22 protein-coding genes and 1 pseudogene are annotated in these 24,907 nt (G+C 62.2%); 13 read left to right on the top strand and 10 right to left on the bottom strand.

Annotation, left to right across the window (positions count from 1 at the left end; genetic code table 11):
- Positions 1–30 precede the first annotated feature (30 nt).
- From rseP to rpsB, 8 genes are all read right to left on the bottom strand, one after another.
- Complete coding sequence (rseP, locus tag IPM89_07135) at positions 31–1,395, bottom strand: sigma E protease regulator RseP (protein QQS55827.1); 1,365 nt, start codon at positions 1,393–1,395, stop codon at positions 31–33.
- Positions 1,396–1,397: 2 nt separating this feature from the next.
- Positions 1,398–2,597 (bottom strand): 1-deoxy-D-xylulose-5-phosphate reductoisomerase, encoded by a 1,200-nt coding sequence (locus IPM89_07140; protein ID QQS55549.1) that lies wholly within the window; start codon positions 2,595–2,597, stop codon positions 1,398–1,400.
- A complete protein-coding gene (locus IPM89_07145) occupies positions 2,594–3,403 on the bottom strand; it encodes a phosphatidate cytidylyltransferase (protein QQS55550.1) in 810 nt (269 codons plus the stop codon). The genes IPM89_07140 and IPM89_07145 overlap by 4 nt, the downstream gene beginning before the upstream one ends.
- Positions 3,396–4,160: a di-trans,poly-cis-decaprenylcistransferase gene (uppS, locus tag IPM89_07150; protein QQS55551.1), complete on the bottom strand. Its 765-nt coding sequence runs from the start codon at positions 4,158–4,160 to the stop codon at positions 3,396–3,398. Before uppS ends, IPM89_07145 begins: the two co-directional genes overlap by 8 nt.
- A 55-nt stretch (positions 4,161–4,215) precedes the next feature.
- Positions 4,216–4,773, bottom strand: a complete 558-nt coding sequence (gene frr, locus IPM89_07155; protein ID QQS55552.1) for a ribosome recycling factor — start codon at positions 4,771–4,773, stop codon at positions 4,216–4,218.
- A 5-nt stretch (positions 4,774–4,778) separates the two neighbouring features.
- Positions 4,779–5,504, bottom strand: coding sequence for a UMP kinase (pyrH, locus tag IPM89_07160; protein QQS55553.1), 726 nt, complete (start codon positions 5,502–5,504; stop codon positions 4,779–4,781).
- An 80-nt stretch (positions 5,505–5,584) separates the two neighbouring features.
- Entirely contained in the window at positions 5,585–6,460 is an 876-nt protein-coding gene (locus IPM89_07165) for an elongation factor Ts (protein QQS55828.1), read from the bottom strand.
- A gap of 141 nt (positions 6,461–6,601) precedes the next feature.
- On the bottom strand, positions 6,602–7,360 hold the full coding sequence (rpsB, locus tag IPM89_07170; GenBank protein QQS55554.1) for a 30S ribosomal protein S2: 759 nt from the start codon (positions 7,358–7,360) through the stop codon (positions 6,602–6,604).
- A 290-nt stretch (positions 7,361–7,650) separates the two neighbouring features.
- On the opposite strand from rpsB, the gene map reads away from it, so the two are divergent.
- The 11 genes and pseudogenes from map to pyrC all read left to right on the top strand — a co-directional run bounded on the left by map (position 7,651) and on the right by pyrC (position 18,577).
- Positions 7,651–8,418: a type I methionyl aminopeptidase gene (gene map, locus IPM89_07175; protein QQS55555.1), complete on the top strand. Its 768-nt coding sequence runs from the start codon at positions 7,651–7,653 to the stop codon at positions 8,416–8,418.
- Positions 8,346–11,183, top strand: a complete 2,838-nt coding sequence (gene glnD, locus IPM89_07180; GenBank protein ID QQS55556.1) for a [protein-PII] uridylyltransferase — start codon at positions 8,346–8,348, stop codon at positions 11,181–11,183. Before map ends, glnD begins: the two co-directional genes overlap by 73 nt.
- A 185-nt stretch (positions 11,184–11,368) precedes the next feature.
- Positions 11,369–11,599 carry a hypothetical protein gene (locus IPM89_07185; protein QQS55557.1) on the top strand — a complete coding sequence of 77 codons (231 nt, stop codon included), beginning with the start codon at positions 11,369–11,371 and terminating at the stop codon, positions 11,597–11,599.
- 60 nt (positions 11,600–11,659) lie between these two features.
- On the top strand, positions 11,660–13,663 hold the full coding sequence (locus IPM89_07190) for an acyl CoA:acetate/3-ketoacid CoA transferase (protein ID QQS55558.1): 2,004 nt from the start codon (positions 11,660–11,662) through the stop codon (positions 13,661–13,663).
- 118 nt (positions 13,664–13,781) lie between these two features.
- A complete protein-coding gene (locus IPM89_07195; GenBank protein ID QQS55559.1) occupies positions 13,782–14,009 on the top strand; it encodes a hypothetical protein in 228 nt (75 codons plus the stop codon).
- Positions 14,010–14,137: 128 nt separating this feature from the next.
- Positions 14,138–14,308 (top strand): annotated as a pseudogene (locus tag IPM89_07200) (winged helix-turn-helix transcriptional regulator).
- An 8-nt stretch (positions 14,309–14,316) separates the two neighbouring features.
- A complete protein-coding gene (locus IPM89_07205; protein QQS55560.1) occupies positions 14,317–14,724 on the top strand; it encodes a hypothetical protein in 408 nt (135 codons plus the stop codon).
- A gap of 180 nt (positions 14,725–14,904) precedes the next feature.
- Positions 14,905–15,468 (top strand): helix-turn-helix domain-containing protein, encoded by a 564-nt coding sequence (locus IPM89_07210; GenBank protein ID QQS55561.1) that lies wholly within the window; start codon positions 14,905–14,907, stop codon positions 15,466–15,468.
- Positions 15,432–15,968: a transposase gene (locus IPM89_07215; GenBank protein ID QQS55562.1), complete on the top strand. Its 537-nt coding sequence runs from the start codon at positions 15,432–15,434 to the stop codon at positions 15,966–15,968. Before IPM89_07210 ends, IPM89_07215 begins: the two co-directional genes overlap by 37 nt.
- Before the next feature lie 151 nt (positions 15,969–16,119).
- A complete protein-coding gene (locus IPM89_07220) occupies positions 16,120–17,181 on the top strand; it encodes a helix-turn-helix domain-containing protein (protein ID QQS55563.1) in 1,062 nt (353 codons plus the stop codon).
- A gap of 364 nt (positions 17,182–17,545) precedes the next feature.
- Positions 17,546–18,577: a dihydroorotase gene (pyrC, locus tag IPM89_07225; GenBank protein ID QQS55564.1), complete on the top strand. Its 1,032-nt coding sequence runs from the start codon at positions 17,546–17,548 to the stop codon at positions 18,575–18,577.
- Between the two features lie 129 nt (positions 18,578–18,706).
- On the opposite strand, the gene IPM89_07230 is transcribed toward pyrC, so the two are convergent.
- On the bottom strand, positions 18,707–19,357 hold the full coding sequence (locus tag IPM89_07230) for a peroxiredoxin (protein ID QQS55829.1): 651 nt from the start codon (positions 19,355–19,357) through the stop codon (positions 18,707–18,709).
- A gap of 283 nt (positions 19,358–19,640) precedes the next feature.
- On the opposite strand from IPM89_07230, the gene IPM89_07235 reads away from it, so the two are divergent.
- Positions 19,641–22,382 carry a cation-transporting P-type ATPase gene (locus IPM89_07235; protein ID QQS55565.1) on the top strand — a complete coding sequence of 914 codons (2,742 nt, stop codon included), beginning with the start codon at positions 19,641–19,643 and terminating at the stop codon, positions 22,380–22,382.
- A gap of 9 nt (positions 22,383–22,391) precedes the next feature.
- Here the strand turns inward: IPM89_07235 and mraZ are convergent, their stop codons facing one another.
- Positions 22,392–22,913, bottom strand: a complete 522-nt coding sequence (gene mraZ / locus IPM89_07240) for a division/cell wall cluster transcriptional repressor MraZ (GenBank protein ID QQS55566.1) — start codon at positions 22,911–22,913, stop codon at positions 22,392–22,394.
- Positions 22,914–23,069: 156 nt separating this feature from the next.
- Here mraZ and IPM89_07245 point away from each other — a divergent pair, with 156 nt between their 5' ends.
- Positions 23,070–24,839 (top strand): substrate-binding domain-containing protein, encoded by a 1,770-nt coding sequence (locus tag IPM89_07245; GenBank protein ID QQS55567.1) that lies wholly within the window; start codon positions 23,070–23,072, stop codon positions 24,837–24,839.
- The last annotated feature ends 68 nt before the right edge of the window (positions 24,840–24,907 follow it).

The raw sequence follows: 24,907 nt of genomic DNA on the forward strand, positions 1-24,907 counted from the left end.
TTACCCCAAGGCACGGGCAATTGGTTCTTCTTATCCGATGATACGACTGAAGTCATTGAACAGGGCCAATCCCATCAACAGCAGCAAAACGGCGATCCCCACTCGCTGCCCCAGATTCTGCACCGTTTCCGACAGCGGACTGCCCTTGACCAGTTCGATCAGGTAATACAGCAAGTGGCCACCGTCCAACACCGGCACCGGCAGCAGGTTCAACACCCCCAGACTGATGCTGACCAGGGCCAGCAGCGACACAAACGCGATCAAACCGGCGCTGGCCGCCTGACCGGCGAACTGCGCGATGGTCAACGGACCGCTGAGATTGTCCAGCGAGGCCCTGCCGACCAACATGCGTCCCAACATGCGCAGAGTCAGCAACGAGATGTCCCAGGTTTTACCGATCGCCGCGCCGACCGCGTCCAGCGGACCATAACGTACCACGACCCGCAAGTTCCGGGCGAGGTCTTCCGGCATATCGGCGACGGCACCGATGAACCCGACCCGCTGGCCTCGTTCATTTTCCCGCGCGTCGGGGATCAACTCCAGCGACTGCTCGATTCCTTCGCGCTCGATGCGCGTGCTGAAAGCTTGGCCGGGGTGCCGCTCGATCACCTCACGCCATTGTCGCCAATTCGCGACGGGCTTGCCGTCGGCCAACACGATCCGGTCACCCGGCCGCAACCCAGCCCGCTCGGCCGCGCCGTCGCGCATCACCTGGCCGATCACCGCCGGCAACACCGGTCGCCAGGGCACCAGCCCAACCCACTCGAAAACCTGTGCCGGATCGGCCAGCCCCTGGGGTTCGCTGGTATCCAGGGTACGAATTCGAGTCCGGTCGTCGGCATCCAGCACCTCGACCTTGATCACCTCCCCGGTCATGGTCCGGTCCACCAGCGCCAATACCACCGCGCCCAGTGTCGGAGTTTCCTTACCGTCGATGGCCATCACCAGGTCGCTCTTGCGAAAACCACCCGCTTCGGCCAATGACTTCGGCCGCGGCTCGTCCAGCAGCGGTTTGACCCCAGGTATGCCCACCATGAACATGAAGGCATACGCGAGCACGGCAAACAGAAAATTAAAGGCGGGTCCGGCCAACACGATGGCGATGCGCGAACCCACCGGCTGGCAATTGAAGGCCCGTTGCCGTTCGTCCGGCGGTACCTCGCCTTCACGTTCGTCCAGCATCTTTACGTAGCCGCCCAGGGGCAGCACGGCGATCACATATTCCACGCCGTCCCGGCCCAGCCGCCGCCAGAGCGGCCGGCCGAAGCCGATGGAAAACTTTAAGACCTTGACGCCCAGGCGGCGCGCGACCCAGAAATGACCGAATTCATGGACAGTGATCAACACCCCCAGGGTGACGATCAAGGCCAGGACCGAAACCAGTGAATTGCTCATCATCAACCCTCCAACGCCCGGGTAGCGATCCAGCGGCCGGCGACGGCTCGCGCCTCCAAGTCGCCATCGAGAATCGCCGCCAGTTCTTCGGCCGCGCTCGCCGGAACCTGTTCCAGGGCATGCTCCACCGCGGCGGCGATGTCGGTGAAGCGAATGCGCCGATCGAGGAACGCCTGAACCGCGACTTCGTTGGCGGCATTCAGCACGGCCGGCGCGGTCCCGCCGGCTTCCAGCGCGGCGAAGGCCAACCGCAAACAGGGAAAGCGGGCAAAATCGGGGGCCTGAAATTCCAGTTTCCCCAAGCGGGAAAAATCCAGGAAGGTCACCCCGGAGACCAAGCGCCGCGGCCAGGCCAAGGCATGGGCGATGGGGGTGCGCATATCGGGATTACCCAATTGCGCCAGCACCGAACCGTCCTGATATTCGACCATCGAGTGGATCACACTCTGCGGATGCACCACCACCTCGATCGTCGCCGTCGGTGCTTCGAACAACCAGTGTGCCTCGATGACCTCCAGCCCCTTGTTCATCATGGTGGCGGAATCGACCGAAATCTTGCGGCCCATGTTCCAGTTGGGATGGGCGCAAGCCTGCTCGGGAGTGACATCCGCCAATTGTGCCAATGGCGCGGTTCGAAACGGCCCGCCGGAGCCGGTCAGTAGAATCCGGCGCACGCCGGCGGCGGCGAGGCCGGTGTGCGCGAAATCCGCCGGCAGGCATTGAAACAACGCATTGTGCTCGCTATCGATCGGCAGCAGCTCCGCGCCGTGCTGGCGGATCGCCGTCATGAACAGCGGCCCGGCCATGACCAGCGCTTCCTTGTTGGCCAGCAGCACCCGCTTGCCGGCCCGCGCCGCCGCCAGGGTCGGCAGCAAACCCGCCGCGCCGACAATGGCCGCCATCACATAAGCGGCTTCGGGCAAGGTCGCCGCACGCTCCAGCCCGGCGACCCCGGCCAGCACCTCGACCGACCGGCCCAGCGCCCGCAACCGCTCCCGCAACCGTTCGGCGGCGGCGGCATCGGCCAGCACCGCAACATCCGGTTCGTGTGTCAGGCACTGCTGGAATAGCGCCTCGACATCCCGATGGGCGGTCAGGGCCACGACCCGGAAACGGTCGGGATGGCGCCGCAGCACATCGAGAGTGCTGGCGCCGATCGAGCCGGTCGACCCCAGGATGGCGACCCCGATACGCTCGCTCATCCCCGCATTCCGTACAGCCCCAGCAGAAATACCGGCGCGGCGGCGGTCAGACTGTCGACCCGATCGAGCACGCCGCCGTGACCAGGCAGCAGCGTGCCGCTATCCTTCATGCCGCATTGTCGCTTCAGCATGCTCTCGAACAGATCCCCAACGATGGAAAAACCGACCGTCACCATACAGACCGCCACAAACCAGGGCCAGTGCGCGCCGATATCCAGCACCGCCGCGCCGGCTAGCGCGAACATCAGCGCGGCCATCCCGGCGCCCAGCGCCCCTTCCCAAGTCTTGCCCGGGCTGATGGTGACCGCCAGCTTGCGCCGCCCCCAGCGGCGGCCGGCGAAATAGGCGCCGATATCGGCGATCCAGACCAACAGAAACAGAAATAGCACATAGGCCGGTCCAAACTCGTCCCGCAGCGCCATGAACGCTACCCAGGGTGCCACCAGCACCATCACGCCGGCCGCCGCAACCGTCACCGAACGGTCCTGGCGGTCGGGGTGCGCGGTGTAGCGACCCATCCAGAACAGAGCGTAGCACCAGCCGGCCAGCACGAAGCCCATCAGGCCAGCGACGAAGGCGGCGTTGCCCACCCGCGGCCAGAGCGCGAGGATCAAAGCCAGTACCAGACCGCCGTACACCAGGCGGTGGCGCGGCCCGCTCAATCCCGCCAGCCCGGCCCACTCCCAGGTGCCCAGCAGGATCACCACCAGCAGCAGCAGGCCAAAACCGGCCAGCGGCAGTTTCATCACCGCCCACACGACCAGCGCGGCTAATACAATCGCCGTCGCGACCCGTTGTTTAAGCATGTTGGCCTTGCTCTACCTGCTCGCCGGTCTGACCGAAGCGCCGTTGCCGGCTGGCGAACGCGGCGCAGGCGGATTCCAGGTCGCCGCTATCGTAATCCGGCCAGAGCCGTTCGGTAAAATACAGCTCGGTGTAAGCCATCTGCCACAACAGAAAATTGCTGATGCGCTGCTCGCCGCCGGTGCGGATGAACAGATCCGGTTCGGGCAGATCGGATAAACAAGTGAAGGGATGCAGGACAGCCGGGGTAATATCGCTCGGTTGCAATCGACCCTCCAACATGGCTTCGGACACCCGGCGCGCCGCCTGGGCCAGATCCCAACGCCCGCCGTAATTGGCGGCGATAACCAGGGTCAAACCGGTATTGGCGGCGGTCCGTTGTTCAGCCTTGACGATGTAATCCTGCAAGTTTCCGGGAAAGGCACTGTGATCGCCGATGAAACGCAACCGCACGTTGGCGGTGTCCAGCCGGCGAATTTCGCCGCGCAGGGTGGTCAGAAACAGCTTCAACAACACCTCGACCTCCGGCCGCGGCCGTCGCCAGTTCTCGCTGCTGAAGGCGAACAACGTCAGCACTTCGATGCCGCGCTCGCTGCACGCCCGCACGATCCGGCGCACGGCCTTGGCACCTTCCCGGTGGCCCGCCGTGCGTGGCAGGGACCGCTGCTGCGCCCAACGACCGTTGCCGTCCATGACAATGGCGATATGGCGAGGTAACGACTGGCACGGCGCCCGTGGCATCGGGACGTCAACCGACATTCGGGAGGTTCCTCGTCAGGTTCGCGCTCACCGCGGGCAGCCCGCTGCCGACGCTTCAAATTTCCATCAATTCGGCTTCCTTGGCCGCAAGCACCTTGTCTACGTCCTGAATGTGCCGGTCGGTGAGTTTCTGAGTCTCGTCCTGGGCCTGCCGTTCCGCGTCCTCGGCGATCTTCTTTTCCTTGAGCAAGGCCTTGAGCTGGTTGTTGGCGTCGCGGCGAATGTTACGAATCGCCACCTTGGCGCCTTCGCCTTCCTGCCGAACCACTTTGACCAGATCACGGCGGCGCTCCTCGGTCAGCGCCGGCAGCGGTACCCGGATTACCGTCCCGGCGGAAGCGGGATTCAAACCCAGATCGGACTTTAAAATGGCCTTTTCGATAGGCCCCACCATGTTTTTTTCCCACGGCGTCACCAATAGGGTCCGTGCGTCGCTGACGCCGACCGAAGCCACCTGGCCAAGCGGCACCTCGCTGCCGTAGTAGCTGACCGTAATGTGATCCAGCAGGCTGGCATGCGCGCGGCCGGTTCGCAGCTTGGTCAATTCCTGCTTGAGGCTATCCACGCTCTTGGTCATCCGGTCAGCCGCTTCTTTCTTGATGTCATCGATCATGGTCGTCATTCCCGCACCACGGTGGTGCCCACGCTTTCGCCGCACACGACCCGCACCAGGTCCCCGTGGCGATTGATGTTGAAAACTTTCAGCGGTATGTCGTTTTCCCGGCATATGACAATAGCCGTGGCGTCCATCACTTGCAGCTTGCGCGCCAGGGCTTCGTCGTAAGTCAGCCGATCGTAACGCACCGCCTTGGGATCCTTGAACGGATCCGCCGAATAGATACCATCCACCTTGGTCGCCTTGAGCATCACCTCGGCGTTAACCTCGATGGCCCGCAGGCTGGCGGCGGAGTCGGTGGTGAAAAAGGGGTTGCCGGTGCCGGCGGCGAAAATCACCACCCGGCCCTTTTCCAGATGGCGGATGGCGCGGCGGCGAATGTAGTCCTCGCAGACCTCATTGATGCGGATCGCCGACATCACGCGGGTGAACACCCCCAATCGCTCCAGGGTATCCTGCATCGCCAGCGAGTTCATGACCGTGGCCAGCATGCCCATGTGGTCGGCCGCGACTCGATCCATTCCCTTCTTGGCCAGCCCGGCCCCCCGAAACAGGTTGCCGCCACCGATGACCATGCCCACCTCAACGCCGAGCTGACATAGCTCCCGCACCTCGCCCGCAATGCGCGCCAGCACGTCGGGATCGATGCCATAATCGCCCGCGCCCATCAGGACTTCACCGCTGAGCTTGAGAAGAATTCGCTTGAACGTTGGTCTGGAATCCGGCATGGGCATCGCGCAACCTGCAATATCGGCACTGAAAGAATTGTACTGTAATCGCGGCGGCGGTGGTGAAGCGCATCGCCCGCTCAGCCGCCCCGCGCTTGAGCCATCACCTCGGCGGCGAAATTATCGGCCTTTTTCTCGATCCCTTCACCCAGCTCGAAGCGTTCGAAACGGATCACTCGGGCCTGATTGGCCTTCAGCAGTTTTTCCACGCTTTGTTCGGGATCCTTGACGAACGGCTGCCCCAGCAAGGTGATCTCATCGAAGTACTTGCGCAGCCGCCCCTCCACCATCTTCTCGACGATGTTAGCCGGTTTGCCGCTGGTCGCTGCTTGCGCCGCGAAGATTTCCTTCTCCTTGGTCACCTGCTCGGCCGGTATCTGGTCGGCGCTGACGCACAGCGGCCGGCTGGCGGCGACATGCATGGCGATGTCCCGGGCCAGATCGCCATCGCCGCCGTCCAGTTCGACCAGCACGCCGATGCGGGTACCGTGCAGATAGCTGCCCAGCACGCCGGCGGGCGTCGTCAGCCGGGCGAAGCGACGAACGTTGATATTCTCGCCGATCTTGGCGATGCATTCCCGTCGATGCTGCTCGATGCTCTGGCCATTTGCCGTATTCGAGGTCAGCAGCGCTTCCAGGTCGGCGGGATCGCTATTCAGGACCGTTTCGACCACGGCGGCGGCGAATTCCCGGAAGTCGTCGTTCTTGGTGACGAAATCGGTTTCGCAGTTCACCTCGACCATGGCCGCCACGCCAGCCGTCTGCCTGATGACGATCAAACCCTCGGCGGCCACCCGGCTGGCTTTCTTGTCAGCCTTGGCCTGTCCAGCCTTGCGCATCGATTCGACCGCCGCCTCGATATCGCCCTGAGTTTCCTGCAGGGCTTTTTTACATTCCATCATTCCCGAACCCGTGCGTTCGCGCAGTTCTTTAACCAGCGTCGCCGTAATTGCCACCATGCTCACGTACCTCGTAACGATAAATTTACCGCACTCAATCTGAAACCGGACTGAACCGAACTCATTAAAAAGGCTCGCGAGCGCCAGGCGCACGAGCCTTGCTGGCAAAACCCAGTGTTGACGGAAGATCAGCGAGGATCAAACACCATCGCCCGCCGGCAGCGTCTCTTCCTCCGGGATTTCGATGAACTCTTCCTCGACGCGGCCCGAAGTCAGCACCGCGCGGCCTTCCAGCACCGCTTCCGCCAGACCGCCCACATAGAGCTGAATGGCGCGGATGGCGTCATCGTTGCCGGGGATGATATGGCTGATACCGTCGGGCGAATTGTTGCTATCGACCACCCCGATCACCGGGATCCCCAGTTTATTGGCTTCTTGCACGGCGATGCTTTCGTGACCGACGTCGATCACGAACAGCGCGTCCGGCAAGCTGGCCATGTCCTTGATGCCGCCCAGGCTGCGTTCCAGCTTGTCCATATCCCGCCGCAAGCCGATGACTTCCTTCTTGGCCAAGCGCTCGAAAGTGCCGTCCTGCGCCATCAGATCCAGATCCTTGAGCCGCTTGATGGACTGGCGGACGGTCTTGAAATTGGTCAGCATGCCGCCCAGCCAGCGGTGATTGACATAAGGCATGCCGCAACGGAGCGCCGCTTCGGCGGTCGCCTCGCGCGCCGAGCGCTTGGTGCCCACCAGCAGAATCTTGCCACCCTTGGAAGCCAGTCGACCGATGAAATTCAGTGCTTCCAGATACAGCGGCAGGGTCTTTTCCAGATTGATGATGTAGATCTTGCTGCGCGCCCCGAAGATATACGGGGCCATCTTGGGATTCCAGTAACGGGTCTGGTGGCCGAAATGCACGCCGGCCTCCAGCATCTGGCGCATGGAAATGGTCGCCATTGCCGAATTCTCCTTAAGGATTTGGGGTTGAGCCTCCATTCGCCCCAAGCGGCGACCCCTCATGGGGGCACCCGGCCGCCCGTGCCGGCGAATGTGCGAAGTGTGTGCAACGCGAGAAGGTTTGCCTAAAAGGCGCGCGCTTTATACCATGGATCGTCTGGGAAAACCAAATGAACCGCCGCCCGCGGGCACGGTCCCAAACACCGCGGCCCGTTCCGGACGCCGTCCCTCGCCCACCGCCCACACGCCCGTAGATCGACGCCATGTTCCAGAAACCCCCCAGGAAATCGATGAGCATCACTCTCAAGACGCCGGAAGAAATCGAAAAGATGCGCGTTGCCGGCCGGTTGGCCGCCGAGGTGCTACACATGATCCAGCCTCATGTACGAGAGGGAATCGCCACCGAGGAGCTGAACCGGATCTGCCACGACTACATCGTCGATGTCCAGCAAGCGATCCCCGCCCCGCTCAACTATCGCGGTTTTCCCAAATCCATCTGCACATCGATCAACCATGTGGTCTGCCACGGCATTCCCGGACCGAAGAAGCTGAAAAAGGGTGACGTACTCAACATCGATATCACGGTGATCAAGGACGGCTATCACGGCGATACCAGTCGGATGTTTCAGGTCGGTACCCCACCGGTCGCCGCGCAACGCGTCAGCCGGGTGGCCTACGAATGCCTGTGCATCGGCATCGAAATGGTGCGGCCCGGCATCCGCCTCGGCGATATCGGCCACGCCATCCAGCGGTACGCCGAAGCCCAGCACTGCTCGGTGGTGCGCGAGTATTGCGGTCACGGCATCGGCCGGGAATTCCACGAAGAACCGCAGGTGCTGCACTACGGTGACCCCGATACCGGCATCGAGCTGGTCCCCGGCATGATCTTCACCATCGAACCGATGATCAACGCCGGCAAACGGCAGGTCAAGCTGCTACCCGACGGTTGGACCGTGATCACCAAGGATCACAGCGTTTCCGCCCAATGGGAGCATACCGTGCTGGTCACCGAAACCGGCCACGAAGTCCTCACGCCGCACCCGGGCGATCCGCTGTAAGCGCCCGCCATACCCCGGAAGATCCCATGGCCGCCACCGATATCGCTTTTTCGCCCGTCGCCGCGCCCACCTTCGCCGTCCACGCCGAACCACCGTCGGATAACTTGCGACAGGCCGAGATCGCCCTGTTCGACGCGGAGGCTTTCGCCCGCGATCTGGCGGCCGCCGCCAACCCGCTGCTCGTGTTTCGGGCCCTGCTCAAACAGAGCGACACCCGGTTCAAGGAACTGTTCCAGCAAGGCGTGCCCGCGCATGAACTGGTGCCCGCCCGCGCTGGCTTGATGGATGAGTTGCTGCGCTTCGTCTGGCTGCGGTTTTTCGAGGCCGACACCCCCGATCTGGCGTTGACGGCGGTCGGAGGCTACGGCCGCGGCGAGCTGCACCCCGGCTCGGACGTGGACATCATGATCCTGCTGGATGAGCGGACGCTGGAAACCCGCCGCTCCGCGCTGGAGGACTTCATGGCCTTCCTGTGGGATATCGGGCTGGAGGTCGGGCACAGCGTGCGCACGCTCGAGGATTGCGTGCACGAAGGCGCCGCCGACATCACGGTCGCCACCAGTCTGATGGAGGCGCGGCTATTGATCGGTACATCGGTACTGTTCGAGCAGATGCGCGCCGCCACCGGCCCCGACCGTATCTGGCCGGATACCGCCTTCTTCGAATCCAAGCAGCGGGAACGTTGCCAGCGCTGCCATAAATACAACGAAACCGCCTTCAACCTGGAGCCCAATATCAAGGACGGTCCCGGCGGGCTGCGCGATATGCAGATGATCGGTTGGGTGGCCAAACGGCATTTCGGCGTCAGCACCTTGCAGGAACTGGTGAGCTACGGTTTTCTCAGCCCGAGCGAATACGATGAGCTGATCGACTGCCGCAATTTTCTTTGGCAGGTGCGCTTCGCCCTGCACGCGCTGACCGGCCGCCGCGAAGATATGCTGCTGTTCGATCACCAGCGCCGGATCGCCCAGCAGTTCGGCTACCGGGATCAGGCGCAAAACCTGGCGGTCGAACAATTCATGCAGCGCTACTACCGCACCGTCAACGGACTCAGCCGGCTGAACGAGATGCTGCTGCAACTGTTCGAGGAAGCGATCCTGCTGGCCGACGAACCGGGCGAACCGCAGCCCATCAACCGCCGCTTCCAGGTCCGCCGCGGCTATCTGGAAGTGACCCAGCCCAACGTGTTTCTGCGCTACCCGTTTGCGCTGCTGGAAATTTTTCTGGTCTTGCAGCAACACCCGGAAATCAAGGGGCTGCGAGCCTCCACCATCCGCCTGATCCGTGACCACCGGCCGCTGATCGACGACAAGTTCCGCAACGACGTGCGCCCGCGCAGCCTGTTCATGGAGATCCTGCGCCAACCGCACGGGGTGACACTGCAACTGCGGCTGATGAACGCCTATGGCGTGCTGCCGGCCTACCTGCCGGAATTCGGCCATATCCTCGGGCGGATGCAGTACGACCTGTTCCACGCCTACACCGTCGATCAGCACATCCTGTTCGTGGTGCGTAACCTGCGGCGGTTTTTCCTCCCCCAGTTCGCCCAGCGGGACCCGGAATACAGTGCGATCATGGATCAACTACCCAAGCCGGAGTTGCTCTACATCGCCGGTCTGTACCACGACATCGCCAAGGGGCGCGGCGGCGACCATTCCATCCTGGGCGCTCAGGACGCCGAGCGGTTCTGCCGCCAGCACGGGCTCAGCAGTTTCGATACCCGGCTGGTGGCCTGGCTGGTGCGCCATCACCTGACACTGTCGCTGACCGCGCAGAAGAAAGACATCCACGACCCGGACGTCATCCATCAATTCGCCCTGCAAATGGGCGATCAGATGCATCTGGATTACCTTTATTTACTGACGGTCGCCGATATCCGCGGCACCAATCCCCACCTGTGGAACACTTGGCGGGCGTCACTGCTGTGGACCTTGTACAAGGCTACCCGCCAGGCATTGCGGCGCGGGCTGGACCACCCCATCGACAAGGAGGAACGGATCCGCGAAGCGCAGGCGCGGGCGCGGCAACGGCTGCGCGCCACCAAGATCGATGGGGAGCGCATCGACCGGGTATGGGAAGGCTTCGGCGACGACTATTTCCTGCGTCATTCCGCCGACGAGATCGTCTGGCACACCCGCGCGATTCTCAAGAAGGGCTATCACGAGCGGCCGCTGGTCATGGCCCGCGACGATCCCGGCCGGGGCGGCACCGAAGTCTTTATCTACACCCGCGATCAGGACAACCTGTTCGCGCTGATCACCTCCATCCTCGACCAGTTGGGACTGACTATTCTCGATGCCCGCATCATCACCGGCCACAGTGGTTACACCCTGGACAGCTTCACGGTGCTGGAGGACTCCGGCTCGCCGATCCGCGACCGACGGCGGATCAAGGAAATCACCTCCACCCTGCTGCACTACCTGAGCCGGCCGGACAAAACGCCGCCGGCGCCCAGCCGGCATATTTCCCGGATTCAGAAAGCGTTCCAGATGCCGACCCTGGTTTCGTTCCGGGAGGATCAGGCCAACGGCCGCACCTTGGTGGAACTGGTGTCCTGGGACCGGCCGGGACTGCTGTGCCAGGTTGGTCAGGTATTCATGGAATGCGGGGTGCAGGTGCATAACGCCAAGATCGCCACCATCGGCGCCCGGGCCGAGGACGTGTTCTTTGTCACTGACCAGGACAACCGGCCCTTGAACAATTCGGCAAAATACGCAGCACTGAGAACGGCGCTGGTCGAACAACTGGATTCTGGCGAAGAGTAGGAACCCGAATAACCCTCCTCCCCTCTCAAGGGGGAGGAACTTGAGCGAGAGCACCGCATCGGCAACCGGTGCCAAGCCTGTCTTCCGTCTCCGATCACTCCCGAAAACATTTCACTCTCCCGCTGCTCCTTCTCGCCATGGAACAACAATAACGGCACCACGAAACTTTCGGCGAGCGCCGGCCTGTGGTCGATTATTGTCGCCCTGATGATCCGGAACCGCCGCACCAGGTCGCGGTGATGTCCTCTGGTAGTTTCGACTCGCTGCCCCATAACGGCGTGGTCATGACGCTGCTGAGTATTTACCGGTTGACGCACCGACCATCCGACTTTGATATCTTCATGGTTTTGGTAGCGATCATGGTGAGCGCCCTGGTGATGGTCATCAGCCAGGGAACCCTGTTCGGCAGCTTCTGATCTCGCACCGCCGCGCGTGCCGACGAGCGGCGTTCCTCAATCCTGACGATGGACATCATCATGCAGCATCCCCTACTCGCCTCCCTGCACATTCCCGAACGCGGCAAAGTGGTCAGCGCCCGCGAGGCCGTGACCCTGATCCGCCCCGGCGATACCCTGGCCACCAGCGGCTTTGTCGGCACCGGCTTCGCCGAGGACATCGCCTGCGCCATCGAGGCATTGTATCTTTCGCCCGACGCACCGGTGCTGGACAAACTCCGCGACCTGACCCTGGTCTACGCCGCCGGCCAGGGTGACGGCAAAACCCGCGGCCTCAATCACTTCGGCCACGAGGGACTGGTGAAACGCATCATCGGCGGGCACTGGGGACTGGTGCCGAAGCTGCAAGCGCTGGCGGTGAGCAATCAAATCGAGGCCTGGAACCTGCCGCAAGGGGTGATCACTCATCTGTACCGCGACATCGCCGCCGGCAAGCCGGGGACGCTGACCCGGGTCGGGCTGGGCACTTTCGTCGACCCGCGTCACGGCGGTGGCAAGCTCAACCCCCGCACCAAGAAGGATCTGGTCGAACTGATGGTGATCGACGGCCAGGATTATTTGTTCTACAAAGCGTTCCCGATCCATGTCGGCATCATCCGTGCCACTACCGCCGACATCGACGGCAACCTGACCATGGAAAAGGAAGCGTTGACGCTGGAATCGCTGGCCATCGCCATGGCGGCGCGTAATTCCGGTGGCATCGTCATCGCTCAGGTGGAGCGGGTGGCCGAGCGTGGCTTCCTGCGGCCCAAGGATGTGCGGGTGCCGGGTATTCTGGTGGATTGCATCGTGGTCGCGCCGCCGGAACACCACTGGCAAACCTTTTCCACTCAATACAACCCCGCGTTTTCCGGTGAGATCAAGGTGCCGCTGGCCTCGATTGCCTCCATGCCGATGAGCGAACGCAAGATCATCGCTCGCCGTTCGGCGCTGGAACTGACGATGAACGCCATCGTCAATCTTGGCATCGGCATGCCGGAAGGCGTGGCCAGCATCGCCGCCGAGGAGAAGATCATCGATTTGCTGACCCTGACCGCCGAGCCGGGCGTGGTGGGCGGCATTCCCGCCGGTGGGCTGGATTTCGGCGCCGCCACCAACGTCCAGGCGATCATCGATCAACCCAATCAGTTCGATTTCTACGACGGCGGCGGGTTGGACATTGCGGTGCTGGGGCTGGCTCAGGTCGACCGGCAGGGCAATATCAACGTCTCGAAATTTGGCCCGCGTATCGCCGGTGCCGGTGGCTTCATCAACATCAGTCAGAATGCCAGGAAGGTGGTGTTCGCCGGGACATTCACCGCCGGCGGGCTGGACATCGCCGCGAAAGACGGTCAGTTACGCATCCGGCGCGAAGGCGGAACGGCGAAATTCGTCGAGACGGTCGAGCAGCGCACCTTCAGCGGCGAGGTGGCCTGTCGCAGCAAGCAGCCGGTGCTGTATGTGACCGAACGGGCGGTGTTCCGCTTGACCCCGGAAGGGCTGGAACTGGTGGAGATCGCGCCAGGGATCGATCTGGAGCGTGAGGTGCTGGCGAAGATGGGATTTCGGCCCGCCATCAGCCCGCACCTCAAACAAATGGATGCTTGCATTTTCAATGACGGGCCGATGGGTTTGCGCGAACTCATGGTCGTGCGGCCATTGGATCAGCGGTTTTCCTACGACCCCGCCAAGAACGTGCTCTTCCTGAATTTCGAGGGTCTGTCGGTGCGCAGCCATGAGGATATCCAGCGCATTCGCGCGGCGATCAGCGGTCGGCTGGAGCCGCTCGGCAAGCGGGTGTTCGGTATTGTCAACTACGACAATTTCTCGATTACTCCGGAATTGATGCAGGAGTACATGGATATGGTCAGCGACTTGCTGCAGCGCTACTACCTGGGCGTAACCCGCTACACCACCAACACTTTCCTGCGGGCGCAGCTTGGCGATGCCCTGCGCCAGCGCGACCTCGCGCCCCATATTTATGAAACCGCCGCCGAGGCGGCGGCACGACTCGATCCATCCAAGGCATCCAAGGGGAACGCTTGAACAACGATGGAGCCAACCATCCAGGGCGATGCGCTGGCCCCATCGTTGGTTATACCCGCCGAAGGACTCCGCACACCAAACGCGCGCGCACGGCTCCAACAAGATAAGGAACCACACCATGAGCAGTCTCCGTCCGGCACAGTTGGGTCCCATCGTCGGCCACACCTCGGACACCACCGCAAGGCTCTGGATTCGAGGGGGTTCAAGTGACGAAGGCACCGCTATCGACGAGCAACGCCACACCATCGGCGTCATCGCCATCACCCAGGAAAACGGGCGACGCCCGCGCACCCGGCTCGTGCGTGGAACTTCACCCAGAAAGACAACTTCTGTCGCGCGGACCTGAACGCCGCCGACCGACGCATCCTGGTGACGCCGTTCGGGACCGACGGCAGGGTGATCGAGAAGGGTGGCTGGTTCGGCGCCAAGGGCACGCTTATCGGCTCGCAGTTGGAGCTGGCGGGCTGGTAAGTCAAGCATGTTTTTGCAGAGGCGCCGCCCAGAACAGAATATTCACTAACTCAGAATGGCCAGAGGCTATTCAGCATTATCAGTCAGATAAAACTCCTGGATAATGAAATCAGAAGCGCCAAACAAGCTACTCCAGCAGATGCCAAAACCCGCGCCATTGAGCCTAAAAATTAGGCATCTCCATGATTCATTTGATTTCGTTTAAAACGGCGAAGTTTGATACCACCAAAGAACGGCTAAATCCGTTCAACCCAATTTCGGGTGAGAGTGTGCTCATCTGGTTACGTGAGAACGCACTCGGCTCCTCATATTCTTCGACGAAACCGGATACCGAGGACTGGGGTTGGTATATGGATGTATCAAACGACGTCTCTTCATACCTTGTGGGTTCAATTGCGTATACTGAAAAAGAACCGGTTCTTGGTGAGAAAATTGAGTGGCTCATCCAAATCCACAAAAATCGATCCCTGAAAGAAAAAATTTTGAGGAGAAATAAAATGACCGCTGATGATGCTCTTGTGGCAACGATACTGGGTGCTCTTCGCGGCGACGCGGCCTTTACCGATATTGAGGTGAATGGAGACGCTTAATAACCATCGGAATCAGGTCTTGTCTTTTGCGGCACTACTCCCATCGCAGTTGTTTCCCCAGTCAGACCGACGACGTCGGAAATATACTTTAAATTAAGTCAAAATTTACTTTATAGTTGTTTTGTTTTACGGTGTTCCGAGGGTTAATCGGAAGGCCTGAAAGAGGCTGGAGCGCGCACCATGATTCGACTGGTTTTCTCTGATGAGACGCGGGAACGCCTGCGTCACGAACGAATTCATCATCCGCATCCCCGGGTGCGGCAACGGTTGACGGCGCTTTATCTGAAGAGTGAGGGCAGGTCGCATCAAGCGATTTGCGCGAGTCTGGGGATCACCAAGCCAACCCTGATTGGCTACCTGCGATTGTATCAAGAGGGCGGCTGGGCGGCGCTGACGAGCTGTCGATTCCGCCAAGCCCGCAGCGCGCTGGCGCCGTATGAAGGGGTGATCGTGGCGGCGTTCGCGCGGCGCCCGCCGGCAACCCTGGTCGAGGCCCGTGCCCGCATCGCCGAACTGACCGGGATTGAGCGCAGTCCCGCCCAAGTGGGCAAGGTGCTTAAACAGTTTGGACTGGGACGGCGCAAGACCGGGGCGATCCCGGGACCGGCGCCGACGGCGGAACGCCGGGCGGAACAGGCCCGCTTCGAAGCCGAGGCGCTGACCCCGCGGCTGGAAGAGGCGCAAGCCGGACGGCGCGAAGTTTTTTTTTGGACGCCGCCCACTTCGTCCACGGGCTGTTCCTGAGTTGGGTCTGGTGCCTGGCGCGCTGCTGGCAGCCGACGCCCAGTGGCCGGCATCGGCTCAGCGTGCTGGGGGCCTTGAACGCGACGACCCATCAACTGATCACCGTCACCACGGACGCCTATATCAACAGCCAGCACGTCTGCCGGATGCTGTACAAACTGGCGGCGCTGGGCTTGACGGTGCCGATCACGGTGGTGCTGGACAATGCCCGCTACCAGCGCTGTCGGCTGGTTCAGGACACCGCCGCCGCCTTGAACATCGAACTGCTGTTTCTCCCGGCCTATTCGCCCCAATTCAACCTGATCGAACGGTTCTGGGTAGTGTCCCTCAGTTTCCGTGATGAGCTTTCCCATTTTAGTGACAAGTTGGCATTCTCGATGGCGGTCATGGTTCCATCGAGGAGGTCGGCATGGACTGGGAAACGTTGTATTGTCCGAATGAACGGTGCGAGCACTACGGAAAACCTTTTAAAACTGGTGGGTTATACCGTTTCTCGATAGGTATTACCTGCCCACGCGCCTGCTGGGATTGCGCTATGCTTTATCCTGGCCCACCAGTTAAAAAGTCAAAATCTACCGGGAATTGGTATTAGTACGCAATGGCAGCAGTCGAGGCGAACCTCAGGCGCGCTGCCGGAGCTGCGGGAGTACGGTGACCTTGCGTTATGGGACGGCTTACTATGGGCTGGAAGCCGATCCGGTGCAATTTGAGACCGCCCTGCGCGCGCTGGCCGAGGGGAATTCGCTGCGGGCCACCGCGCGCATCGTCGAAGTGGATAAGGACACGGTTTGCGCTTGGCTGGATCGAGGTGCCCGGCAATGCCGGGCGGTCGTGCTGTCCTTGTGGCGAAACTTGCCGGTCACCGAATGCCAATTGGATGAATTGTGGAGCTTTATCCATACCAAACAAGAAAACTTGCCTGGCGCCAAGGAGTATGTCGAGACCTATGGCGACGCTTGGGTGTGGTTGGCGTTTGCGCCGGTCTGGCGCCTGATATTGGGGTTTGTCATCGGCAAACATGATCAAACCCAGGCCGACCGGCTGGTGGAACAAGTGGCGTCGGTGACCGATGAAACCGTGCCCTTTTTTACCAGCGATCAATGGCCTGCTTATACGCAAGCGTTGTTGAACATGTATGGGGAATGGTACTGTCCGCCCCGCTGCGGGACGCGCGGCCCGCATCCCAAACCCCGCCGGCGACCGCATGCCGATCTGCTGTATGCCCAAGTGATCAAGCATCGAAGGGGTGGGCGTATCACCGCGATCTCCACTCAAGTCGTTTTTGGGGACCGGGCGACCGTCGCGGCGCGACTGGCCCAATCGCCCGTCAGTCAAACCATCAATACCAGTTTCGTCGAGCGGGACAACCTGACCCAGCGGCAGCAGAACCGCCGCCTGACCCGTCGCACCAACGGGTTCTCCAAGAACTTGTCTTGGTTCGAAAAACAGTTGTGGTTGTCGTTGGCCTACTACCATTTGGTGTTACCCCATGACAGCTTGCGCCGCTCGTTGCCGGTCACCGAGCCGACGCGCGGATCGGGTTCTCCCCGTCGATGGTGTTCCATCACGCCTGCGATGGCGGCCGGCGTGACCCATCACATCTGGACCACCCGGGAGCTGTTATCGTATCGGGTCTCACCGCTGTATTGGGCAGAATGCCCCCATCTTGAAAAATTGTTCCCCGGTTGGCCTGAAGCTCATCACGGAAACTGAGGGACACTACCCGGTTCTGGAAGTTGGTGAAAAAATGCTGCTTGCACACCGAGTATTATCCCACGTATCCAGAATTTAAAAGCGCGATTCTCGATTTCATTAAAACCGCTCATGTAAAGAAAAAAGGCACCCTCAAATCATTACTGACTTTTAATTTCCAATCCTTCAAAGAAGTTAAAATTGGAATTAGCTAAAGTATACCAAGCGCATCCGCAGGTGAGCGCATCGAAACTTGCTTGAATGGGTGCCGCAACCAAGACCGTGTCATATTGCGGATGGCGGGTACGCGGTACTTTGCGGTTTGCGGCAACCTGGGGGTTTATAATCCGTCGCCGAACCGTCCTCACCCCAACCGGAAACCCGCATGGATACTCTCACCCTCACCCGCCCCGACGACTGGCACCTGCACCTGCGCGACGGCGCGGCTCTGCGCGCGGTCGCGCCGCACAGCGCCCGCCAGTTCGCCCGTGCCATCGTCATGCCCAACCTGCGCCCGCCGGTGACGACGACCGCACAGGCCCTGGCCTACCGGGCGCGGATTCTGGACGCGGTACCGATGGGAGTAGAATTCCAACCTCTGATGACGCTGTATTTGACCGACAACACCCCACCGGCCGAAATCGCCCGCGCCCGATCTTCCGGTCACATCCACGCCTGTAAGCTCTATCCGGCCGGCGCGACCACGAATTCCGATTCCGGCGTGACCGACGTTCGCACGATCTACCCGGTACTGGAAGCGATGCAGGCTCAAGGCTTGCCGTTGTTGATCCACGGCGAAGTCACCGACCCGGACATAGACCTTTTCGACCGTGAAGCGGTGTTCATCGACCGGGTCTTGAACCCGATCGTTCGCGACTTTCCCGCGCTGAGGATCGTGCTGGAGCACATCACCACCCAGGATGCGGCGGACTACGTGCGGGCAGCGCCGGTCACGGTCGCGGCGACGATCACCGCCCATCACCTGCTCTACAACCGCAACGCCATCTTCCAGGGCGGCATTCGACCACACTATTACTGCCTACCGGTGCTCAAGCGCGAGCATCACCGACAAGCGCTGCTCAAAACCGCCACCAGCGGCGATCCCAAATTCTTCCTCGGCACCGACAGCGCCCCGCATCCACGCTCGGGCAAGGAAACCGCCCGCGGCTGCGCCGGCTGCTACACCGCCCATGCCGCGCTGGAGTTGTATGCCGAAGCCTTCGACAGCGCCGGCGCACTGGATCAACTGGAAGCCTTCGCCAGCTTCCATGGCGCGGATTTTTACGGCCTGCCGCGCAACAAGGGAACCGTCACCCTGTACCGCCAACCGACGGTTGTGCCCGCCTCGTTTCCGTTCGACGACAACGAGCTGATTCCGCTACGGGCCGGAGAGATGCTGGCGTGGCGTCTGGCGTAGGCATGTACAAAACAGCAGGCCCCGCAGCGACATGGGCTACGGGGCCTGGTTTATTTCGGAACCGCTCGGCTTCCGATTGGAACCGGAAGCAAACGATCACCCTTACCGACTAAGAAGCCTCGTCCCGGCTTACAGCGACTTCTTGCAGAAATACCAGTCAGTGCATTCGTACTCACCCTGACTGACCCGCGCCTGAGCTTCCTCGGCGGTGGCCGGCGGCGGTACGATAACTTTGTCGCCTGGCTGCCAGCCCTCGGGGGTGGCAACCTTATTGGCATCGGAGGTCTGCAACGCCTGGACCAGACGCAGGAACTCGGCGATGGAGCGGCCGTTGCTCATCGGATAATAAACCATGGCACGCAGGATGCCGTTGGGGTCGATGATGAAGGTGGCGCGCACGGCGGAAGTATCGGCCGCGCCCGGATGAATCATGCCATAGGCCCGGGCCACGGCCATCGACAGGTCGGCGATGATCGGGAACTTGATTTCGACGCCGAACTTCTCCTGAATGTTACGCATCCAGGCCACATGCGAGTAGTGGCTGTCGATGGACAGGCCCAGCAACTCGCAATTCAGTTGGGCAAACGAATCCTGGGCCTTGGCGAAGGCCATGAATTCGGTGGTGCACACCGGGGTAAAGTCGGCCGGATGGGAAAACAGCACCAGCCATTTACCCTGGTAGTCGGCTAGTTTTCGAACACCGTGGGTGGTGGGCGCCTCGAACTCGGGGGCACGCTCATTCAAACGGGGCAGACCAACAGTCTCTTTCACGGGAGTCATGGTTTCCATGGGATGTTCCTCGGTTAGCGGAATCAATGTCGCAAACCCCCAGGGGAATGCACGGGATTAGAATATTGGAATTCGATTATTTACTAAAATTAATTATCGCTAATGAAGCCATATAAAATGGCTATACCAAGGCGTGAGCCATCACCCGCCTTGCGGTGCTCCGCCAAACCGCTGGCCGAACCGGGGCGGCAAACCACCCTCCCAGCCAGGTAAAGGCGTGCATTCGCCGTCAGTATAATATCCAAAGACCCTTAAAATATTGTGACATAGGACCATGAACACGCCCTCTTCCCCGCAATCCCCCCTCTGGCACACGCTCTCCCTCGATCAGGTTCCGCGCGAACTGGACACCGTACCCGGTGGCTTGAGCGAAGAGGAAGCTGCCCGACGACTGGACATTCACGGCCCCAACCGGCTGCGCCCTCCCCAGCGGCGCGGGCCGCTGGCGCGCTTCCTGCTGCAATTCCACAACGTATTGATTTACCTGCTGCTGGTTTCAGCCGCGATCACCGGCGCGCTGGACCACGGCATCGACACCGCCGTGATCCTGGGCGTGGTGCTCATCAACGCCATCGTTGGCTTCGTACAGGAAGGCAAGGCCGAATCGGCCATGGCCGCCATCCGCAACATGCTGTCGCTGCACGCCATGGTCTTGCGCGACGAGCAGCGTCGGGAAATCCCCGCCGAGGAATTGGTGCCCGGCGACTGGGTGCTGCTGCAATCGGGTGATAAGGTGCCCGCCGATCTGCGGCTGGTCGAGGCCAGAAATCTGCGGATTCAGGAGGCGGTGCTGACCGGCGAGGCCGAGGCGGTGCATAAAACCACAGCCCCCGTCCCAGCCGCGGCGGCGCTCGGTGACCGCGCCGGCATGGCGTATTCCGGCACCCTGGTCAGTTACGGTCAGGGGCTGGGCGTGGTGGTGGCGACCGGCGAACAGACCGAGATCGGCCGAATCAGCATTCTGCTGGAGCAGGTCGAGGAAATCGCCACGCCCCTGCTGCGGCAGGTGGCCCAGTTCGGCCGCTGGCTGAGCCTGGCCATCCTGGTGGTGGCCAGCGCCACCTTTGCCGCCGGCGTACTCTGGCGCGGCCAGTCCATGGACGACATGTTCATGGCGGCGGTGGCGCTGGCGGTGGCGGCGATTCCCGAAGGGCTGCCGGCGATCATGACCATCATCCTGGCCATCGGCGTCCAGCGCATGGCGGCGCGCAACGCCATCATCCGCCGGCTGCCGGCGGTGGAAACGCTGGGCTCGGTGACCGTGATCTGTTCGGACAAAACCGGCACCCTCACCCGCAACGAAATGGCCGTGCAACGGGTCGTCACCGCCGACCGGATTTTCGAAGTCAGTGGTGTCGGTTACGCGCCGACCGGCGGGTTCAGCGTCAGGGGCGAACCGATCATGCCGGAAGACACCGCCGACTTGCGGGTCATCGCCCGCGCCGTGCGCCTGTGCAACGACGCCAGTCTGCGCGAGCGCGAGGGCGAATGGCGCATGGACGGCGATCCCACCGAAGGCGCGCTGCTGGCCCTGGCGCTGAAATCCGGCCTCGACCCGATGGCCGAGCAGGCCCGGTTCCGCCGTCTGGACAGCATTCCCTTCGAGTCCGAGCACCGCTTCATGGCCACCCTGCACCACGATCATCACGGCGCGCATGTGATCCACGTCAAGGGCGCGCCGGAACGGGTACTGGCGATGTGCGCGGACGAACAGCATCCCGACCACCCGCAACCCTTGCGCCCGGCGTACTGGCACGAACACATCGAGGCCCTGGCGGCACAGGGCCAGCGGGTGCTGGCGGTCGCCCGCCGGCCGGTGCCCAAAACCCAGCACGAACTGACCTTCGCCGACGTCGAAGCCGGATTGACCCTGCTCGGCCTGCTCGGCATCAGCGACCCGCCGCGCGAGGAAGCGATCCAGGCGGTGCGGCTCACCCAGCAGGCCGGCATTCGGGTCAAGATGATCACCGGCGACCACGGCGCCACGGCGCAAGCCATCGCCGCCCAGCTTGGCATCGGCGACAACCGGCGGGTGCTGGCCGGACCGGAGCTGGAAACCATGGACGAGGCGGCGCTGCGGTCAGTGGTCCTGGACACCGATGTGTACGCCCGCGCCAGCCCCGAGCACAAGCTGCGGCTGGTCGCGGCCCTGCAGGACAACCACCAGGTGGTGGCGATGACCGGCGACGGTGTCAACGATGCCCCGGCGCTCAAGCGCGCCGACGTCGGGGTGGCGATGGGAATGAAGGGCACCGAAGCGGCCAAGGAAGCGGCCGAGATGGTGCTGGCCGACGACAATTTCGCTTCCATCACCCACGCGGTGGAGGAAGGCCGCACGGTCTACGACAATCTGCGCAAGGCGCTGCTGTTCACCCTGCCGACCAACGGCGCCGAGGCGCTGGTCATCATCGCCGCCATTCTGTTGGGCACGGCGCTGCCGCTCACGCCGGTCCAGGTGCTGTGGGTGAACATGGTGACGGCGGTCACGCTGTCGCTGTCGCTGGCCTTCGAGCCGGCCGAGGCGAACGTGATGCGGCGGCGGCCACGCGACCCCGACGAGCCGCTGGTGAACGGCTTCATGCTGTGGCGGATCGCCCTGGTGTCGGTGCTCTTGGTGATCGCCCCACTGAGCCTGTTTCTGTGGCAGACCGCGCAGGGCGTCTCGCACGAGGCGGCGCGCACCGTGGCGGTCAACGCGCTGGTGATGGGCGAAATCTGTTATCTGTTCAACAGCCGCTTCATTTTCGATTCCTCGCTTTCGCGCCAGGGCCTGCTGGGCAGCCGTCCGGTGCTGTTCACCGTCGGCATCCTGCTGGTGCTGCAACTGGCGTTCACCTATTTCCCGCCGGTGCAACGGCTGCTGGGCACCGCGCCGATCAGCGTCGCCGACTGGGGCATCGTCACCCTGGCTGGCCTGGCGGTCTTCCTGCTGGTGGAGTTGGAAAAAGGGGTCTGGCGCCGATTGCGGCCCATACCGCCCACCGAGGAAACATCCGCGTCAGGGCATGCGGGGTAGCGCCGCGGATCAATGGCGCGAATTGGGCGGCGCCGGCGGAAAATCCCGGAAAGCGGGAATCCGCTCCCCGTCCGGCTCCGGACGGTTCGCCGCGCCCATGATCTCCTCGGCCAAACCGGCAAAATCGGCTGGCTCGTTCGACAGCAGATTATCGTACAGGGTCGGGTCCCAGCACTCGATCCGATGGGCGTAGGCCAGCAGGATCGCCGCATCGCGGATACCGGCATAGTCCAGCAACCGTCGGGGCAACAACAGCCGGCCGCTGCCATCCAGTTCCAGTTCGGTCGCGCCGCGATGGAAATAGCGGACGAATTCGCGATGCTTCTTGACGTACAGGTTGAGGCGCTCGAGTTCGGCGGTCACTCGCCGCCACTCCGGTAGCGGGTACAACACCAGGTGCTGCTCAAAACCGCGGTTGACCACCAACCGCCCCTCGGCCTCGGGCGGCAACTGCTTTCGCAGCGCGGCCGGCAACGCGATCCGCGCCTTGGAATCGAGCTTGCATTCGAATTCACCGAGAAAATTCGTCATGACTTCAGCTTAGCCACATTCGGTCATCTCAACAAATATTCAAACAATCGCGGGATTCGAGCCATTATTACTTCCGAATTCTTTATCATTCCTCCTTGATCCTTCACGCTCATCAGCCGCCCTACCCTGTCCGCCGGGCGACACGGAACACAGCCCATGAACAACTCGCCGCACCGTCTGCTGCCCCTGATGCTGCTCTGCCTGATCGCATGGACGCCGCCGTCTCCGGGACACGCGCAAACCGACAGCAACAAGAACAAAATCGCTCTGGTCATGAAGGCGCTGTCCAACCCGTTCTTTTCCAAGATGGAAGCCGGCGCCAAGGAATACGCCCGCGAGAACGACGTCACCCTGGAAGTGTTCGGCACCGAGATGGAAACGGACATCGAACATCAGATTAGCCTGATCAACAATCTGACTTCCCGTGGCTACGGCGCCATCGTCATCGCGCCGGCGGATTCGCGCAAACTGGTCCCACCGCTCAAGCAAGCCATCGATCAGGGTATCGTGGTCATCAATATCGACAACCCGTTGGACCAGCATGCCCAGGCTCAATACGGCATCACCATCCCCTTCGTCGGCTCCGACAACGCCAAGGGCGCGGCGCTGGTGGGTGACTACTTCCGTCGCAAGCTGCACGGCAAGGGCCGCGTCATCATCATCGAGGGCATCAGCGGTGCTCAGAACGGCGAATTGCGCAAGGCCGGCTTCCGGCGGGCCATCACCGCGGGCGGCGGCATCGAGATCGTGAATTCGGTCAGCGCCAACTGGCATACGGAGGACGCTTTCGCCCACATGTCCGGCCTGCTGGAAAAACAGGGCGCCGTCGACGCCGTCTTCTGCGCCAACGACCAGATGGCGCTCGGGGTGCTGCAAGCCCTGAACTCGCGCGACCTGAGCGGCAAGGTGCTGGTCGGTGGCTACGACAACATCGAGGCCGCTCACAACGAACTGCGCAATGGCCGGATGCACGCCACCATCGAACAGCACCCCGAACTGATGGGTCGCCACGGCGTGGCTCTGGCGCTGCGGGCGCTGCAAGGCAAGCAGATTCCGACCCACCAGGAAGTGCCGCTGGACCTGATCACTTACGAAAGTTTCGGTAAGCGGATCGCGCTGTCGCTCTCGGATCTGAGCAACCCGTTTTTCGCCACCCTGCTCGCGGGTGCCCGCGCCCAGGCCAAACTGCACGGCGTCGAACTGCGGTACGCCGACGCCCACAACGACGATGGCCAGCAATTGCTGGCCATCCAGGATTTCGTGGACAAGAAAATGGACTTCATCCTGATCAACCCCACCAACTCGCAGGCGGTGCAGCCCGGAATCGAAATCGCCAACCACGCCCACATCCCGGTTATTACGGTCGACCGCAAGGAAGACGGCGGCAAGGTGATCTCCCATATCACGTCCGACAATATGGCCGGAGGCCGCCTGGCGGGCGAGTACGTCGCCCGCCAACTGGAACGCGGCGGAACCCTCGCCGAATTCGAGGGCATCCCCGGCACCTCGGTCAGCTACGAACGCGGCAAGGGTTTCAACGACCTCATCGCCCAACATGCCAAGCTCAAGGTGACGGCGCGCGAAGTGGCCCATTTCAACCGCGACGAGGCCCGCCAAACCATGGCACGGCTATTGGCCCGGCAACAGACCTTCGACGCCGTCTTCGCCCACAACGACAGCATGATCCTGGGCGTGCTGGACGCGCTGCAAGCCGCCGATCCCGCCCGACGCCCGCTGCTGGTCGGGTTCGACGCCATCCCGGAAGCATTGCGCGCTCTGCGCGAGGGCCGAATCGACGCCACCGTCGCGCAGAAACCGGAGCGGATGGGCAATCTGGCGATGGGCGCGGCGATCAAGGCGCTGCGGCAGGAAACCGTGCCCCCCTTGATACTGGTCGAACTCGACTTGATCGAGCGCGGCGAATAGCGCCGTCCGGCGCGCTTCGAGCAAACCGCGCGCCCGATCCCAGCCAGGGCGCGCGGCCCGATCCACCA

It is taken from the genome of Candidatus Competibacteraceae bacterium (assembly GCA_016699715.1).
GTDB lineage: Bacteria > Pseudomonadota > Gammaproteobacteria > Competibacterales > Competibacteraceae > Competibacter.

Excerpts from the sequence above, each read along its gene's own strand:
- IPM89_07235 (QQS55565.1), top strand. The coding sequence starts at position 19,641 with ATGAACACGCCCTCTTCCCCGCAATCCCCCCTCTGGCACACGCTCTCC.
- frr (QQS55552.1), bottom strand. The coding sequence starts at position 4,773 with ATGATCGATGACATCAAGAAAGAAGCGGCTGACCGGATGACCAAGAGC.
- pyrH (QQS55553.1), bottom strand. The coding sequence starts at position 5,504 with ATGCCGGATTCCAGACCAACGTTCAAGCGAATTCTTCTCAAGCTCAGC.
- IPM89_07210 (QQS55561.1), top strand. The coding sequence starts at position 14,905 with ATGATTCGACTGGTTTTCTCTGATGAGACGCGGGAACGCCTGCGTCAC.
- IPM89_07245 (QQS55567.1), top strand. The coding sequence starts at position 23,070 with ATGAACAACTCGCCGCACCGTCTGCTGCCCCTGATGCTGCTCTGCCTG.
- IPM89_07205 (QQS55560.1), top strand. The coding sequence starts at position 14,317 with ATGATTCATTTGATTTCGTTTAAAACGGCGAAGTTTGATACCACCAAA.
- glnD (QQS55556.1), top strand. The coding sequence starts at position 8,346 with ATGGGAGCATACCGTGCTGGTCACCGAAACCGGCCACGAAGTCCTCAC.
- IPM89_07195 (QQS55559.1), top strand. The coding sequence starts at position 13,782 with ATGAGCAGTCTCCGTCCGGCACAGTTGGGTCCCATCGTCGGCCACACC.
- mraZ (QQS55566.1), bottom strand. The coding sequence starts at position 22,913 with ATGACGAATTTTCTCGGTGAATTCGAATGCAAGCTCGATTCCAAGGCG.
- IPM89_07230 (QQS55829.1), bottom strand. The coding sequence starts at position 19,357 with ATGACTCCCGTGAAAGAGACTGTTGGTCTGCCCCGTTTGAATGAGCGT.
- uppS (QQS55551.1), bottom strand. The coding sequence starts at position 4,160 with ATGTCGGTTGACGTCCCGATGCCACGGGCGCCGTGCCAGTCGTTACCT.
- IPM89_07145 (QQS55550.1), bottom strand. The coding sequence starts at position 3,403 with ATGCTTAAACAACGGGTCGCGACGGCGATTGTATTAGCCGCGCTGGTC.
- rpsB (QQS55554.1), bottom strand. The coding sequence starts at position 7,360 with ATGGCGACCATTTCCATGCGCCAGATGCTGGAGGCCGGCGTGCATTTC.
- map (QQS55555.1), top strand. The coding sequence starts at position 7,651 with ATGAGCATCACTCTCAAGACGCCGGAAGAAATCGAAAAGATGCGCGTT.
- pyrC (QQS55564.1), top strand. The coding sequence starts at position 17,546 with ATGGATACTCTCACCCTCACCCGCCCCGACGACTGGCACCTGCACCTG.
- IPM89_07190 (QQS55558.1), top strand. The coding sequence starts at position 11,660 with ATGCAGCATCCCCTACTCGCCTCCCTGCACATTCCCGAACGCGGCAAA.
- IPM89_07140 (QQS55549.1), bottom strand. The coding sequence starts at position 2,597 with ATGAGCGAGCGTATCGGGGTCGCCATCCTGGGGTCGACCGGCTCGATC.
- rseP (QQS55827.1), bottom strand. The coding sequence starts at position 1,395 with ATGAGCAATTCACTGGTTTCGGTCCTGGCCTTGATCGTCACCCTGGGG.